The organism is Agromyces sp. NPDC057679 (genome assembly GCF_042799635.1).
Taxonomy (GTDB): domain Bacteria; phylum Actinomycetota; class Actinomycetes; order Actinomycetales; family Microbacteriaceae; genus Agromyces.
Map to the genome: position 1 here is coordinate 229,948 of NZ_JBHVIK010000004.1, position 13,620 is coordinate 243,567.

Genomic DNA, 13,620 nt, shown 5'->3' on the forward strand with positions numbered 1-13,620 from the left:
GATTGAGCCCCGGCCTTGTACGGCCGGGGCTCTTCTGGTTCCCCACCCACATTCTGCGTCACGAAGCCCGGATCCGCGCATGTGAATTTCATGCCCGCCATCAGCAGAATCTCCGCCCCGCAGGTTCAGACCGCCGTGAAGCTCGGCTTCCCGGACGGAGCTCGCGTTGTCGCCTTCGGCCCGATCGCGGTGCTCATCCGGCCGCGGAAGCCGGTACCCGTCCCGCCCGGCTGGGATGACCGTCTCGCACCGGCACCCACTGCGAACCCGGAGTTCTGGAAGGCAGAGCAGCCGGATGCCTGAGAAGAAGTACGAGTACCGGGTGCTCATCGACGGCTCCGGCATCGTCGACGAAGGACTCGACAGTCTCGATCTCGCCGTCTCCCACTGGAGCATCACCGACGAGGTCACCGTGCAACGCTCCAAGCGCGGCCGCTGGAAGACAGTTCCGCCGGAGGCGGTGCTCGAAGCCGAAGCGATCGTCGACGCCGACGGACTCCCGGACCGCAACCCAGAGACGCCGGCCACCCGCCGCCTGTCCGCTCCCGAACGCCTCGAATGGCTCGCCGACCGTCGCATGGAGTACCTCTCCGCAGAGACTCGGAAGCTGATCGCAGACGGCACCCCGTTCTCGTTCTGGAGCCTGTCGCCCACTGATCAGGCGATCTACTCCGAGATCGGCGGCATGCGCGCCGCCGCTCAAGCGCTCCGCGGCGACGACATGTGGGGTTGGCTGCCGTCCCTGCACTGGGAAGAATGGGCTGAGCTCGAGCACAGAACGGTCGACCTGTGACGCCAGCCCTCGCGATCCTCGTGATCGTCAGTGTCGGCATCGGAACCGCCGGCATCTTCGTCGCGATCGGCAGGTACCTGATGCATCCGTCCTTCACCCGGATGGAGACCCGACGATGCCGGAACTGCAAGGAGCAGATCACCTGGGAGCCTGGCCGCGCCGACGACGCGAAAGAGCGCCTCCGCGACCACGCGAAGCACTGCCTCCACTGAGCTGAGCTCAACATTTGCCGCATACCTACCGGGTATGGGCACGTCTACTCCAGCCGCCACCGGCCGGTCACCGCTCCGGAAGACCGTCACAGCGGCATTCACGTTCACCGTCATCGCCGCGCTGGCAGCAGGCGCCGTCACCCCGGCTCACGCCGACGAACCCGGACAGCTGAAGGTCACCGGGCACCTCGTCGTCGTCGAATCCGAAGACACCGCCGAAGGCCAGATCAACGTCGACGGGCCCGCAGACGCGGCAACGCAGAACCACATCGTCACCGACGACGGGCAATGGGTTCCCGTCGAAGGCGACGCCATCCCGGAGGACACACCACCGGGCGCTGCAGTCGAAGCGGTCGTCGAAATCCCAGCCTCGGTCCCGGTCGACATCGCCGGCACCGTCGACGCAGACACCGCCGCAGGCCAGGAAGTTGTCGCCGCTGCAGCCGAGGTCGGCGCCACCTTCGAAGCGGTCAACGCCACCGTCGAAGAGCCGCAAGTCCAGGCCGCCGCCGCAACCCCGGTCGCCCACACCGTCGAGATCGCTGTCGTCACATCGAAGGACGGCACGAACGTCGCACCGGTCGACGACAACGCCGTCCGGGCGATGATGACCCGAGTCTCCGCGTTCTTCAAGGAGCAGACCGGCGGCAAAGTCCTCGGCTTCAACGTCGGGAAGATCGTCCGATACCAGACCGCCGCCGACGTCTGCGCGCAGAGCACCGTCTGGACAGAAGCTTCCGTGAAGCTCGGCCGATCAACCTCCAACTTCTACTGGCAGAGCCCCTCCACCCACCTGCTCGTCATCGCACCCGCCAACTGCGGAACCGGTTCCGGGCTCGGCACCGTCGGGAGCGGGCCCGACAACGGCGGGCTTTCCTGGGCTTCGTACAACCAGTTCGTCCTCGACCAGACCGTCGCGCACGAGCTCGGCCACAACATCTCCCTCCGCCACTCGAACCTCGAGAACTGCACCTACCCGGCCTACGACAAGCCAGGCTGCGCTGCGCTCGAGTACGACGACCTGTACGACGTCATGGGTCGCGGGTACGTGATCTGCGACCCGGCCTGCCGCACCAACGCACAGCTCCCAGCGCTGAACGCAACCCACAAGGCACGGCTCGGCGCCTACCCGGCAGCCGACCTCCTGAACGTCTCCTCCGGGCAGGGTGTCACCGTCACGAAGACCGTCACCCTGAACGCCGCGTCCGCACTCAGCGGAGCCCGCGCGGCGAAGATCATCGACCCGGACACCGGAGACGTCTACTACCTCGAGTACCGGAACGGCACAGGCCGCGACACGAACGCGCTCTACACGTTCAAGTCAGGGCTCGGCGGCGGGGTCCGCATCATGAAGATCGTGGCGAACGCGTCAGTCGTCACCCCGTACCGGACCGGCTCGGCGGCGACACAGACCTGGCTTCGCTGGCCGGTCGGGTCGACGTTCACCTCGAACAGCAAGAACGTGAAGATCACCGTGAACGCCGCCTCGGGAGCGACCGCGACTGCGACCGTCACACTGAGCTCGTCCGTGACGAAGACGTTCACCGGTGATGCACTCCCAGTCATCATCGGCAAGGGCCAGATCGGTGAGCTGATGGCCGTGGCACCTGGGCCCGGATGGGCGCCGACCGGCACCTACTCGTACCAGTGGTTCCGCAACGGGAAGGCGATCGCCGGCGCGACATCGAACGCGTACAAGACCACCGAGGAGGACTCCGGCACCCAGCTGACCGCTGCAGTCACCTCGAAGCTCGACGGCTACCTCAGCCGGACTCTGACCAGCCTGCCGGAGGCGATCGTCACCCTGCAGGAGTTCACCGGGACCGACCCGTTGAAGATCACCGGGGTTGTCCAGCCAGGGAAGACCGTCACCGCCTCTCGGGGCGCGAACTGGGGGCCGACACCGACCCTGATCAGCCACCAGTGGATGCTGAACGGGGTGAAGATCCAAACCCCAGCCGGGCGAAGCGCTTCATACACGATCGCGGCCGCCGATCTCGGGAAGACCCTGACGGTCTCAGCCACCTACTCGAAGTCCGGATTCCGCACGAAGACCTGGACGAGCTCCGGCATCAAGGTGGAGCTTCCGACCTTCATCGGGTCCGGCCTGCCCGGGATCGCCGGAACCAGGGTGCTGAACTCCACCCTCACCGCCGCACCGGCAGCTTGGACGCCCGCCCCGACGAGCGTCCAGTACCAGTGGTTCCGCGACGGGAAGGCGATCGCCGGCGCGACCGCGAAGACGTACAAGCTCACAACCCTGGACGTCGGAACGAACACCGCCGTGGCGATCACGTACAGCCGAGCCGGGTACGCGCCGAAGACCTGGCGGAGCTCGGACAAGCTGATCACCGTGGCAGCGCAGCAGTTCTCCGGGAAGGCTGTGCCTGCCGTGTCCGGCGCACGCCGGGTTTCGCAGACCCTCACCGCCAGCCCCGGCGCTGACTGGGCGCCGGCAGCGACGTCGATCTCGTACCAGTGGCTCCGCGACGGGAAGGCGATCGCCGGCGCGACGAAGTCGAAGTACGTGCAGACCTCCGCGGATGTCGGTCATTTCGTCACCGTGAAGATCACCATCGCTCGATCCGGGTACCAGACGCGCTCCATGGTGAGCGCTCCATCCACGAAAACCACGGTGCTGCTGCAAACCCCTTCAGGGAAGCCAGCCACTCCGGGGAAGCCGACCTTCACAGGGTCGGTGAAGCCCGGACAGACGCTCACTGCGAACTTCGGTTCGGGGTGGAACCCATTCCCGTCGACGATCAAGTACCAGTGGCTCCGCGACGGGAAGGCGATCGCCGGCTCGACCTTCCGGACGTACAAGGTGACGGAAGCCGACCGAGGCAAGCAGATCTCCGTGAAGGTGACCGGCTCCAAGGCCGGATTCCTGGATGCAGTCGGCCAGAGTCCAGCAGTGAAGGCCGGCTGAGGTCCGCCGCACACTCAGTCCTGCATGCACACCATCCAGGACCTGAACGGCTCGCTCCACAACACGAAGGACGGCCGTTTCGCAGGCCACGTGAACTCCGGCTCGGAGGTCACGATCGCAACGTCCGGCCACACGGAGGCTGACCGGTTCACCCCACGAGCAGCCAACACCAAGGGCATCTACGGCCTCGAGTCGGAGAACACCAGCCCGATCAGCGTTGAGAACGGATGGGTCACTGTTCGGATGGGCGGGTACCCGCACGCGAACATCCTGAAGGGCGCGACGGTGTCGACGTTCACCGACGCCGAGCGAGCCGCTGCTCGCGAGAAGGCTGACCAGCTCGTCGCAGCGGACAAGCCGTTCACCGCGCTCTTCGAGCTGCACGGCGACCCGGTGATCGCAGAGGTTCGCGGTCACGGTGACTTCCTTCTCCTCAAGGGGTCTCGCTCCCGAGGGTGGAGCATCGACACTCCGACCTTCCTCGCCGTCGAGGCCGGGTACGGGAAGCAGGACAAGCTCGCCGCGGCGTTCAACGACAAGGCATCGCTGATTCCCGTCGTCGACGAGCCCACACCGCCCGACTTCTCGAAGATCCCCGACTACGGTGACGGCTACCCGCCCGAGCAGGAGACCGTGGCCGCCGTGTTCATGGTGAAGGGCCACGACTTCGGCGCGATGGCGTCCGCGCGCACGAACCTGAACGGCTGCCTGTTCTTCGCCACCGATATCCAGCGGGGAGACGGCATCGTCAACGGGTACTTCTGGGCGCCGGACGACGCTCCGCTCCTCACGAGCGAGACATCGTCGATGTACGTCGACAACCTGAAGGACGCCGCGATCGTCCGCGACTACGAGCCCGGCAGCCTCTCCTACAACGAGCTGTGGAAGACGATCCCGGACGACCGTCTCGCCGGGTACGCGTACGCGCTGGGACGCTGACCGCGGCCGTCAGCCGCATGTCTCACATCCATGCACCTTCGCAATACCTGGCCCTCGTCGATCGAGCGTGAACAGACGATCCTGAAAGCCCAAGACGGGCTCGTCGTCTGGGACTTCGACGGCACCATCGTCGACACCGAACACCTGCACCGCAAGACCATCCTCGAGCTGCTCACCAGACGCGGATACACCCCGGAACCGGGCTGGTTCGACCAGGTGATGGGAACACCGGAGGAAGCCACCTGGGAACGGCTCGCCAGCCAAGGCGCACCGGTCGACTCACCGGTCGAGATGATCGCCGAACGCCGCAACCTCTACGTCGACGCGGCGATCGCAGAGGTGACCGCATCGTGGATCGCTGAAGACCTCGTCGAAGCATTCCACCTCGCCGGCGCCACCCAGCTGGTGCTCTCCAACGGTGACTTCGACTCGAACCGTGCGGTGCTCGAGCACATCGGGCTCCCGCACGTCCGGATGATCGAACGCGGTGACGGGTCGAAGGCGGGGAAGATCACCGAGCTCGCACCGCAGGTAATCCTGGACGACCGCGCCGGGTACATCATGCTCGGCCAGAAGCTCGGGGCGTGGACCGTCGGGGTGCACACCAAGCAGACCCTCGGCCTGCTGCCGGCCGATGCGGCAGTCAGTATCGCTTGATCGTCGCAGTTCGCGGCGCTCGCTAGGCGACGGCCTGTCGCCGGTACACCTCGAGCTCATCAGTCACGATCTCGGGCTTCTTGCTGAATGATGCACCGGACCAGGCGAGGTCCACACCCATCCTCTTCCGATTCGCCTGCATTGCCTTGACGACAGCCTCGTCGACGTATCTGGTGTCCACGCGATCGAGCCGTTCAGCCTCCTGCACGGCTTCGTGGACGTCCAGGATCGTCTCGACCGCGAAAGGGCTGATCGCGATCATCGCCTGACCTGAACGCTTCAGCGCGAGAGCCTGCTTCTCCCTCATCTCTGAGGACACCGACCGGACCAGGTTGTCGTAGGACCGGAGCCGAACTCCGACGTACTTGACGCCGGCGTACTGCGACACCCGAACGTGCTCGATGTCACCCCACGGGATGACCCCTGCTCCTGCGGGGAGCAGATGGATGCCGGCGGCATCGGCGAAGAGTACCGGGTGTGCGTCGCGAACTCGGCGGTACAGAAGCCATGCCAGCCCGCCGAAGAATAGGAGCGACACCGCTGCAAGGATGATGGATCCTGACACGATGCCGCCGAAGACTCCGAACACCGCGAAGACGGCGGGGAAAACTGTGAGCCACAACATCTTCCTGCGGTTGAGCTCGTACGTGAGGACGGGGCCCGCCGCCGAGCCCCCAGAGTGGATGCCAGCGCCCGAGTCATCGGCCACTTGAGACCTCCCCTCGAACCTCCCCATCCGGGAGGCCTAATGCTGAGGGATACCAGAACGGGTGGCCAGCCCACAAGAGCAGACTTGAGCAGCAGGGCAGCTGCCGGCCGATGCGGCAGTCAGTATCGCCTAGCGTCTGCAGCTGCCCCTAAGATCTGGGCATGTCGATCGAGCGTGACCTTCTCACACGTGTGGAACGGGACGAGTACGACCGCCGGCAACGGCTCGCTGCCAACCCGGCAACCGACCCGAAGAAGCACCTGCCGGGGAAGTACACCCAGAATCAGGGTGTGCTCCAGGTCGTCCTTGTCTGGGCTGCGGTGATGCTGTCAGCCGGCGCTGCCCTCATCGTCGACGTGAACTTCGGGTTCCTGCTTTCGATCCCAGCTGCCATCGCGACGTTCGTTGGGCTGATGTTCATGCTGGGCGCGTCCAACAAAGCTCAGGGAAGGTCCGCGCTGCGCCGCTGGGCTGATGGGTATCTCGATGAGATCGGGTACGCGGGTCGGACGTCGAAGCCCTCAGAGGCAGGCGCCCACGGTTCCTCGGGAGACTCAGCCACGAAGTCGAAACGGCAGATGCAGCACGAATGGTACGGGTCGCATTCCGAGCTCAACTGGCGTGACCGCGAGACCGCGGAGATGTACGGCATGGACGTCGACACCTACGTCAGCAACGTCCTCGAGAACGACAAGGACTAGAACCGGGAGCCGTGCCTACTACGCGGGCTAGGCGATGTTCCGAAGGGTCATCTGTCGAAGCAGGGCGTCCATGAGCTCGGTCCCGCGCAGCCACTCAGCAGCGCGAACCTCGTCCGGCTCGCCCGAATCGACACCCGGGCAGCCGGCGGACACCCAGAGCGGGACACAGTTCAAGGTCAACCAGTCGATCAGCTTGACCAGGTGGTGGTCGGTGAAGTCGTCCTGGTCGGCAATCTCGTGCTGGTAGCCGGTGCCGCTGACCCAGAGGGTCTCCTGCTCGAAGATCAGCGGGCTGATCTTGCCGAGGACGCGGGCGCGGCGAGGGAGGGTTTCGTTCTGCATGCCGACCACATGCGCGGAGGCTTCAGAGGAACGGCAGGTGCGCGAGCAGCTCGATCGTGGTCACGCTCATCACACCGAGCGCGACGAACATGCTCGACACGGCGACGATGGGCCTCGGCTGGCTGCTGCTGCTGCTGCTGCTGCTGCTGTTCTCTTCGTCGGCCGGGGTGATCGGGCCGACGCGCTGGCGCCATCCGTTGTCGTGCGGGAGCTGACGTGAAGGGGTGCCGGCGACGGTTCGGGTGGCCGTCCGGCTCGTGAGGATGCTGGGGTTCGGGTTCTTGGTACTCATGGGCTTCACTCCATCCTTCGCAGGGCTGGTCGATACCCGTCAGGGCGCGCCGAACAGCGCTGGTGCCCGTCGCGTCTGTGACTCAGATTTCGCGGTGGCAGTGCGGGCACTTCGGCGCCGGGAACCGGATGTCGAGCGGCGCCTCCCACATCGCTGCAGGAACGTGGAACTCGTGCGCACCGCCGCTCGTGGAGGAACGCCAGAACATCCTGAGGAACGTCCGCTTGAGCGTGCCGATGATCTCCTCGTTCCCCGACCAGCCGCCCGTGACGAACCTGACCGCTACGGCCTTCGACTCCGGGATCTTCGTGATCGTGACGAAATCTTCGGGGGACCAGAGCTCGCGCACGAGCTCGATGAGTTGCTCGGGAGTGCCGGTGAACTGGCGGACTTGCTCGAGCTCGTCGTCGGTTGGGGTGTCGAACATATCTCCCACATGCGCGGCCGCCCCGTTATGCTCATCGAATCCGGCCAGGACTCGGTTTCTGCACTGTCCCGGCCGGATGTGTTGCGCCGGTCGCCGTCGACCGGATCGCCGCGCTGTACCCGACCTTGGAAGGCCCAGAATGTCCACCCTCATCTACTCGTTCACGTCGCACATCCTCGGGAAGAACGCCCGCGTCAGGGTGTACGACACCCACGTGGAGTGGGAGAAGCCGCGCGGCGTCTCCGGCGGGAAGATCACCGCCGGCATCCTGACCGGCGGGGTCAGCCTCCTGGCGACGGGTGTGAAGAACGGGAAGCACGAGACGGAGATGATCCCGATCAAGAACATCACCTCGATCGTCACGAAGCGCGACGGGATGATGAACTCCAAGGTGCAGGTCATCACTGCCGGGAACACCCTCGACATGCGGGTTTCCCACGCGGAGGCTGCGAAGGTGAAGGACGTCGTGCAGCGGCTCATGCACGGCGAGCACGTCGACCCGATCAACCCGGAGTCGTTCAGCTCGACCGGTGACACCCCTGCGGTTCAGCCTGCACCGGCGGCCGCAGGGCCCGCCCAGCAGCTTCCCACGCCCGCGGCACCCGCCCTGGCAGCGCCGCCCGCGCCTGCAGCGGCGCCGGCAGCCCCGCAGCAGGACGTCATGTCCGCGCTCCAGCAGCTCGGCGCGCTCCGCGACGCCGGCATCCTCACGCCCGAGGAGTTCGAGACGAAGAAGACGGAGCTCCTCTCCAGGATCTGACTCCCATCAACGAAGAAGCCCCTCACCGTTGTGGCGAGGGGCTTCTTCGTTGATGACGACTACGCGTGCTCCACGAGGAACGCCCGCATCCGAGCGAGATCCGATTCGGTCAACCCGAACTCCTGGTCCGGTGTGAAGAACAGCCCTGGCGCGTCACCGACATGTGACTCGTCGAACGCCGGGTTCGTGACCATCTCGGCGAGGATCACCTCGTCGTCCGACCAGATCCACGGCTGCCCGGTCACCGCGATGCGGTCCCGCAGCCCCTTGAGCTTCCAGTCCGCCGGCCGGTGGCCGCGGTACTTCGGTGGCTGCTTCTTCAGCACGAACCCGCCGGCGAGCTTCCCGTCGAACGCTTGCTCGATCACCGCGCGGATGTTCGGGCCCCACGTGGTGTTCCAGCCGAGCTCCACCTGGAAGGTGCGGACCAGGTCGTCGAACTCGTCGACGATGTCCTGGTAGAAGTCGATGAGGTACTTCTGACCGTGCGCGGTCCGGACACGGCGCCGCACAGCGCCCGCCGGAGGCTCCGGGTTCCGGACCATCTGGCCTGGAGGCTCAGGGAACAGGTTCAGGACGCCGTCGAAGTCGGTCGCGGCGAGCGGCTTTGAGCCGTCGAACGCCTCGATCGGCAGCAGGGTCTCGGTCATGAACCCATCATGCGCGGGCGGCCGCGCATGTGGACGACGTGCCAGCCGCGAACCTCCGAACCCAGCTCACCGCGACCGAGTCGCTGATCACCGCCTGCCTGAAACTGCTCGCCGGTGAGATCGAACGAGCCATCGGGGACCGCGGCCACTTCCTCGGCGACGGATACGGTGCCGAGCACACGAACCACATCTTCGAGATGCACCCGTACACGGAAGCCGACTGCGACTGCGGTCATGACGCCGCCGAATGGAAGCTCGAGGAAACGATCCCGCACGAGCAGGGCTGCAGCGAACTGACGGAACAGGATCTCGCCGACCTCGAGGCCCTCATCGCGTCCAGTTGCAGCTGTTCGCGCGCGAAGTCTGTCGCCGCCTGGTACGCCGAGCACGACCACAACCCGGCCTGCGTCATCGTCCGCCCCAACTTCCTGCACCGGCCCACCGGTGTCGAGGTGCGCTGGACGAAGTACATCGGCCGGAGCATGCAGGTCACCGGCCCCCAGCAGTTCGCGCACGACTGGATGGACGTCATCGGCTCCTGCGTCGACTCGCTCACCCCGTCGCTGGCGAAGCAGGCCGACCCGATCTCCGAGCTCGCCGACCACCTCGTCGACCAGGACACAGCCATGCACTCAGCGCTCGTTCGCGCGCGGGTCGCATCAGGCCTCACCGTCGAGCAGGTCGCCGAGCGGATGGGCGTCTCCGTCGACACCGTCAGGCAGTTCGAACGGTACGACGCCGACCCGAACCTCTCCACGATCCGCCGGTACGCCCTCGCGGTCGGCGCGAGGGTGTCCCACACGGTGAACGCAACTGGTGGCGTCAGCGCCTGCAGCCAGGCCGAGGCCGCCGCCGGCGCAGCTGTTCCGGTGCTCTTCAAGACGCTCGCAGAGCTCGGGATGACCTCCACCGCCGACCGTCGGTAACCTTCTGCTGCTCTCCCGTCCGCGCATGATGCCCGTGAAGACCCCGACCACCGACCTGAAGGACTGATCATGGCCACCGGATACGACGTCACCGAGCCCGACGCCCCGATCCCGACCACTCTCACCGCTGAGGTGATCGTCGAGGACCTCGCGTACGCGTACGAGAACGGGGTCGGTGGGTGGTTCTCCTACGAATCGTCCGAGACGAAGCCCGGCATCCTCGAGGTCACGCAGTACGGCAAGAAGGGTGAGATCGTCGGCGAGTTCGAGGTGGAGTTCATCATCCGCAAGGTCGGCTGACTCGGTGAACATCGGCCTTTTCGCCGGGCAGCTGTCCGGGTTCCACCTGTCCGCTGGGCTCGTCTCGCCGGCGTCGTTCGAGACCCCGAACGTCATCGTGAAGCTCGAACGCTCACCGGGCATCGTCACGGTCACCCTCGACGGAGATCGGGTCGTCACATTCGCCCCGGATGACGAGGTCATCGTCGCGCTCGAGGTGTCAGCCGAGACGATCGAAGGGTTCGCGCGATTCCTCGCCGAGACCCAGTGGACGACCGCCGGCACCGAATGGCGATACGACCGGCTCCCATGGGCGAAGCAGCGCACCTGGCGGGAGACCGCCGAGAAAGCGATCCGCCAGGGCGCGACGCCGACCACCGGGTGGGGGTAGATCCCGGTTCAGCGCCAATCCCAGGCGCTGTTGTCTTCCCCTTCGCGGAACCCACGCCCGGGGCACCAGTGGAACTGGCGCTGAGCTCTCGGCCATGGTTCGTGCGACCAGCCGTGTGAGAAGTGCCGGCTCGTGTCCCAGCAGCTCATCACGTCCCCGCGTGGGAGTTCTTCCTCGTCAACGACAGGGAGTTTTGCGGGAGTTTTGCGTGACCCTGCACTGCCGTACTTGCGATCCCAGCGCCGCCAACCGATGGCCGGAGTCAGCACGCCTTCCCGGCCGCGGAGATGATCACGGTGGTTTTGCACCGCGCCGATGATCGTTCGGGCGACCGCTGCTGCGACCACTACAACTGCGAGGACGATGAACCCCTCGACCATGCTGATCTACCTCTGCCCGGCGGCCGCGGCCGCACGCTCAGCAGCGAGGAGCTCGCGCACCTTGTCGTGACTCCGGTCGTGCGGGCTCAGATGACCGACATGCGCGATTCGCTCTTCGCCGGACTGAAGGTCGCGGACAGCGAAGAGACGCTTACGGCAGGAGCAGGGCGTCAGCTCGGTGATCTCGAAACGGTCAGACATCTCGGTGTGCGACGGAGGCTCGCAGATGCTCGATCGTCGCAGCTCGTGCGTCTGCCTTCCAGTCGTACGGTTCATCGGCTGCTTCGTTGCTGTTGGTTTCAGCGCGCGGGCAGTAGTTTTCGTGATCCTCGTCCGGGCTCTCCGGCCCGTCACCTGGGCACTCGCACGGCGGCAGTCCGTCCCATGCCAGCAGCGGCGGAAGCTCTGGCTGGCTGATGTCCTCCGGGGTTCCGCCTCTGAGAAGCGCTGCTTCCCAGACCGCCTGCAGACCGGCAGCGTGCGCTTCACGGTCGGGGTCCCAGGCTTCGCTGTGGAACCTCACGTCGTCGTGCACCGCACGGTACAAATGCCAGCGCACCTGGTCATCCCGGTCGCCCCAGATACCGCGGAGACGGGCGACATGCTCCGCGACGGTCTGCCGCTCAGGCACCAGGCCACCCTCCATGCCCGCCGGCGCCAGCCCAGTCCACACTCCCGACATCATGCGGGAGATACTTCCGCTCGAGCACCGGCACAGGCCCGGAGGTGACGACCGGCTCCCACGGGCCGACTTCTCGGCTGGCGACACGGGCGTCGTATCGGGATCGGGTCATCTCCTCGGCGTACTTCCTCGCGGCCTCCTCGGTGAACGGCGGTCGGCCGACGCTCGGCGCGGTGATCCGCCGGTCGAACTCACCGCCGACGTAGGTGGGGGACTCAACAGCCCATTCGCGCTCGCGTGCGGCGGCGACCCCGTCCGGGTTCCGCATCTCCGTCCCGGAGGTCCAGTCGACGCCGAGGGTGTCGAACACGGTGAAGACAGCATCGGTGAGGTGTCGGTTCAGATGTTCGAAGTACGACTCGCCTGCATCGTCTCTGCACTCGCACGGGATCGATCCGTCTTCGCGAGGCAGCATGTCCAGGTGGCCCAGATGCGTCTCAGCGAGGATCTCGGCGATCGTCGTTGCGACAGCTTCCGGCCTCGTCTTCACGGTCGGCACGTTGGTCGTGTGGGTGTCTGGCATCAGCTCTCCTTCGATGTTTCCGGTGCGGGGATGTGTTTCGGGCAGAAGTCAGGCCCGCGGGTGCCGCTGCCCGTCTGCCAGCCGAGAGCTCGCGCGTTCGATCGTGCTTTCCGGAGCGTGTCGGCGTGCGCGTCGAAGTCGACCGGTTCACCGTCGACGCTGCACATGATGACCCAGATCGGGTACGCGCTCATCGCGGCCGCCTGGCGCTGGCCGCCGCGGAGGCTTCGCCTCGCAGCCGCGCGGCTTGCAGTTCGAGTTCAGCGGCACGGAGATCCTTGTTGATCGGCTTCCCGTCGGAGCCGCGGCCGGCGCCGCACCAGCTCGGCGAGAACGGGTGTGGCGGCCCGTCGCAGTGGCAGGACGTCATCGGGCCTCCTCTTCGGCGTCGGGCGCGAGGGCCGCGTCCAAGGCGGGCTCGATGTCTTGCGGGCCGCGCAGGGAGATATCGGCTGCGATGTCTCGGGCCCGTTGGAGGCCGAGCAGTCGGCCGTTGAGATGCGCGTAGTGGTGGGTTCCGATCTTGTCGGGGTCGACATCTGCGATCGCTTCGCCGCAGCGCTGCTCGTCGTCCCAGATGGCCTCAGCGATGGTCTTCCGCTCACCCTCGACGGCAGCCGCTTTCACCCGTGCGAGCCACACCGACTCGAGGACCGCGTCGGCGAGCTGCCGGTCGATCGGGCGGAGGGTGGTGCCGTTCCAGGCTGGGTTCCCCCAGCCGCGCTCGATGACCGCGGCGAGCTCTTCGCGTCCGGCGACCACCTCTGAGGTAGGTGCGACTGGGATGAGTGGGATCCCGGCGTCGGCGAGGGCTTCGAGGGCGGCGACAGCGTAGCCGCGGCCATGCTTGAGCGCGGACTCGTTGATCTCCTCCCAGTAGTACGTGAAGTCACCGTCCTCGGTGTCGTCGTTCCACCCGGGCATGGACTTCGCGATCGCAAGAGCGACCAGGTCGACGATGTTCTCGGCATGCTCAGCCACTACAGGGGGCTCCTTGTCGGTCAGTCGGGTTCTGCCCAGGGTGGGTT

The 13,620-nt window shown here is 66.2% G+C and carries 19 protein-coding genes; 10 read left to right on the forward strand and 9 right to left on the reverse strand.

Annotated features, from left to right (window positions below; all coding sequences use genetic code 11):
- The first annotated feature begins 295 nt into the window (after positions 1-295).
- The 5 genes from ACFVAJ_RS17750 to ACFVAJ_RS17770 are packed head-to-tail and all read left to right on the forward strand — an operon-like array spanning position 296 to position 5,530.
- Positions 296-793, forward strand: coding sequence for a hypothetical protein (locus ACFVAJ_RS17750; RefSeq protein WP_376946422.1), 498 nt, complete (start codon positions 296-298; stop codon positions 791-793).
- Entirely contained in the window at positions 790-1,005 is a 216-nt protein-coding gene (locus ACFVAJ_RS17755) for a hypothetical protein (RefSeq protein ID WP_376946424.1), read from the forward strand. Before ACFVAJ_RS17750 ends, ACFVAJ_RS17755 begins: the two co-directional genes overlap by 4 nt.
- A 34-nt stretch (positions 1,006-1,039) precedes the next feature.
- Positions 1,040-3,934 carry a zinc-dependent metalloprotease family protein gene (locus ACFVAJ_RS17760; protein WP_376946426.1) on the forward strand — a complete coding sequence of 965 codons (2,895 nt, stop codon included), beginning with the start codon at positions 1,040-1,042 and terminating at the stop codon, positions 3,932-3,934.
- A 24-nt stretch (positions 3,935-3,958) separates the two neighbouring features.
- Positions 3,959-4,873 carry a hypothetical protein gene (locus ACFVAJ_RS17765; RefSeq protein ID WP_376946428.1) on the forward strand — a complete coding sequence of 305 codons (915 nt, stop codon included), beginning with the start codon at positions 3,959-3,961 and terminating at the stop codon, positions 4,871-4,873.
- Between the two features lie 30 nt (positions 4,874-4,903).
- A complete protein-coding gene (locus tag ACFVAJ_RS17770) occupies positions 4,904-5,530 on the forward strand; it encodes an HAD family hydrolase (RefSeq protein ID WP_376946430.1) in 627 nt (208 codons plus the stop codon).
- Between the two features lie 22 nt (positions 5,531-5,552).
- On the opposite strand, the gene ACFVAJ_RS17775 is transcribed toward ACFVAJ_RS17770, so the two are convergent.
- Positions 5,553-6,266, reverse strand: coding sequence for an STM3941 family protein (locus ACFVAJ_RS17775; protein WP_376946433.1), 714 nt, complete (start codon positions 6,264-6,266; stop codon positions 5,553-5,555).
- Between the two features lie 134 nt (positions 6,267-6,400).
- Between ACFVAJ_RS17775 and ACFVAJ_RS17780 the strand changes: the two genes are divergently transcribed.
- The gene (locus ACFVAJ_RS17780; RefSeq protein WP_376946435.1) at positions 6,401-6,940 is read left to right on the forward strand and encodes a hypothetical protein; all 540 of its coding nucleotides are present in this window, start codon (positions 6,401-6,403) and stop codon (positions 6,938-6,940) included.
- 27 nt (positions 6,941-6,967) lie between these two features.
- Here ACFVAJ_RS17780 and ACFVAJ_RS17785 read toward each other — a convergent pair whose 3' ends face one another.
- From ACFVAJ_RS17785 to ACFVAJ_RS17795, 3 genes are all read right to left on the reverse strand, one after another.
- Positions 6,968-7,282, reverse strand: a complete 315-nt coding sequence (locus tag ACFVAJ_RS17785; protein WP_376946437.1) for a hypothetical protein — start codon at positions 7,280-7,282, stop codon at positions 6,968-6,970.
- A gap of 22 nt (positions 7,283-7,304) precedes the next feature.
- Positions 7,305-7,574: a hypothetical protein gene (locus tag ACFVAJ_RS17790; RefSeq protein ID WP_376946439.1), complete on the reverse strand. Its 270-nt coding sequence runs from the start codon at positions 7,572-7,574 to the stop codon at positions 7,305-7,307.
- A gap of 82 nt (positions 7,575-7,656) precedes the next feature.
- On the reverse strand, positions 7,657-8,001 hold the full coding sequence (locus tag ACFVAJ_RS17795) for a hypothetical protein (protein ID WP_376946441.1): 345 nt from the start codon (positions 7,999-8,001) through the stop codon (positions 7,657-7,659).
- A gap of 139 nt (positions 8,002-8,140) precedes the next feature.
- On the opposite strand from ACFVAJ_RS17795, the gene ACFVAJ_RS17800 reads away from it, so the two are divergent.
- Positions 8,141-8,761 (forward strand): SHOCT domain-containing protein, encoded by a 621-nt coding sequence (locus tag ACFVAJ_RS17800; protein WP_376946443.1) that lies wholly within the window; start codon positions 8,141-8,143, stop codon positions 8,759-8,761.
- 59 nt (positions 8,762-8,820) lie between these two features.
- Here the strand turns inward: ACFVAJ_RS17800 and ACFVAJ_RS17805 are convergent, their stop codons facing one another.
- Positions 8,821-9,411, reverse strand: a complete 591-nt coding sequence (locus ACFVAJ_RS17805; protein ID WP_376946446.1) for a hypothetical protein — start codon at positions 9,409-9,411, stop codon at positions 8,821-8,823.
- Positions 9,412-9,449: 38 nt separating this feature from the next.
- On the opposite strand from ACFVAJ_RS17805, the gene ACFVAJ_RS17810 reads away from it, so the two are divergent.
- The 3 genes from ACFVAJ_RS17810 (at position 9,450) to ACFVAJ_RS17820 (ending at position 11,007) form a co-directional block, all read left to right on the forward strand.
- Entirely contained in the window at positions 9,450-10,337 is an 888-nt protein-coding gene (locus ACFVAJ_RS17810; RefSeq protein WP_376946448.1) for a helix-turn-helix domain-containing protein, read from the forward strand.
- Positions 10,338-10,406: 69 nt separating this feature from the next.
- Positions 10,407-10,637: a hypothetical protein gene (locus tag ACFVAJ_RS17815; protein ID WP_376946450.1), complete on the forward strand. Its 231-nt coding sequence runs from the start codon at positions 10,407-10,409 to the stop codon at positions 10,635-10,637.
- A gap of 4 nt (positions 10,638-10,641) precedes the next feature.
- On the forward strand, positions 10,642-11,007 hold the full coding sequence (locus ACFVAJ_RS17820; protein ID WP_376946452.1) for a hypothetical protein: 366 nt from the start codon (positions 10,642-10,644) through the stop codon (positions 11,005-11,007).
- A gap of 573 nt (positions 11,008-11,580) precedes the next feature.
- Here ACFVAJ_RS17820 and ACFVAJ_RS17825 read toward each other — a convergent pair.
- The 4 genes from ACFVAJ_RS17825 to ACFVAJ_RS17840 form a co-directional block, all read right to left on the reverse strand.
- Complete coding sequence (locus tag ACFVAJ_RS17825; RefSeq protein ID WP_376946454.1) at positions 11,581-12,018, reverse strand: hypothetical protein; 438 nt, start codon at positions 12,016-12,018, stop codon at positions 11,581-11,583.
- Entirely contained in the window at positions 12,011-12,592 is a 582-nt protein-coding gene (locus ACFVAJ_RS17830) for a hypothetical protein (protein ID WP_376946456.1), read from the reverse strand. Before ACFVAJ_RS17830 ends, ACFVAJ_RS17825 begins: the two co-directional genes overlap by 8 nt.
- Positions 12,592-12,786, reverse strand: a complete 195-nt coding sequence (locus tag ACFVAJ_RS17835; protein WP_376946458.1) for a hypothetical protein — start codon at positions 12,784-12,786, stop codon at positions 12,592-12,594. The genes ACFVAJ_RS17830 and ACFVAJ_RS17835 overlap by 1 nt, the downstream gene beginning before the upstream one ends.
- 172 nt (positions 12,787-12,958) lie before the next feature.
- Complete coding sequence (locus ACFVAJ_RS17840; protein ID WP_376946461.1) at positions 12,959-13,573, reverse strand: hypothetical protein; 615 nt, start codon at positions 13,571-13,573, stop codon at positions 12,959-12,961.
- Positions 13,574-13,620 lie beyond the last annotated feature (47 nt).

Bases quoted from the DNA above. Each gene is read 5' to 3' on its own strand.
- ACFVAJ_RS17835 (WP_376946458.1), bottom strand. From the start codon at position 12,786: ATGAGCGCGTACCCGATCTGGGTCATCATGTGCAGCGTCGACGGTGAA.
- ACFVAJ_RS17795 (WP_376946441.1), bottom strand. From the start codon at position 8,001: ATGTTCGACACCCCAACCGACGACGAGCTCGAGCAAGTCCGCCAGTTC.
- ACFVAJ_RS17785 (WP_376946437.1), bottom strand. From the start codon at position 7,282: ATGCAGAACGAAACCCTCCCTCGCCGCGCCCGCGTCCTCGGCAAGATC.
- ACFVAJ_RS17775 (WP_376946433.1), bottom strand. From the start codon at position 6,266: ATGGGGAGGTTCGAGGGGAGGTCTCAAGTGGCCGATGACTCGGGCGCT.
- ACFVAJ_RS17790 (WP_376946439.1), bottom strand. From the start codon at position 7,574: ATGAGTACCAAGAACCCGAACCCCAGCATCCTCACGAGCCGGACGGCC.
- ACFVAJ_RS17770 (WP_376946430.1), top strand. From the start codon at position 4,904: ATGCACCTTCGCAATACCTGGCCCTCGTCGATCGAGCGTGAACAGACG.
- ACFVAJ_RS17830 (WP_376946456.1), bottom strand. From the start codon at position 12,592: ATGCCAGACACCCACACGACCAACGTGCCGACCGTGAAGACGAGGCCG.
- ACFVAJ_RS17750 (WP_376946422.1), top strand. From the start codon at position 296: ATGCCTGAGAAGAAGTACGAGTACCGGGTGCTCATCGACGGCTCCGGC.
- ACFVAJ_RS17765 (WP_376946428.1), top strand. From the start codon at position 3,959: ATGCACACCATCCAGGACCTGAACGGCTCGCTCCACAACACGAAGGAC.
- ACFVAJ_RS17805 (WP_376946446.1), bottom strand. From the start codon at position 9,411: ATGACCGAGACCCTGCTGCCGATCGAGGCGTTCGACGGCTCAAAGCCG.
- ACFVAJ_RS17760 (WP_376946426.1), top strand. From the start codon at position 1,040: ATGGGCACGTCTACTCCAGCCGCCACCGGCCGGTCACCGCTCCGGAAG.
- ACFVAJ_RS17780 (WP_376946435.1), top strand. From the start codon at position 6,401: ATGTCGATCGAGCGTGACCTTCTCACACGTGTGGAACGGGACGAGTAC.
- ACFVAJ_RS17815 (WP_376946450.1), top strand. From the start codon at position 10,407: ATGGCCACCGGATACGACGTCACCGAGCCCGACGCCCCGATCCCGACC.
- ACFVAJ_RS17800 (WP_376946443.1), top strand. From the start codon at position 8,141: ATGTCCACCCTCATCTACTCGTTCACGTCGCACATCCTCGGGAAGAAC.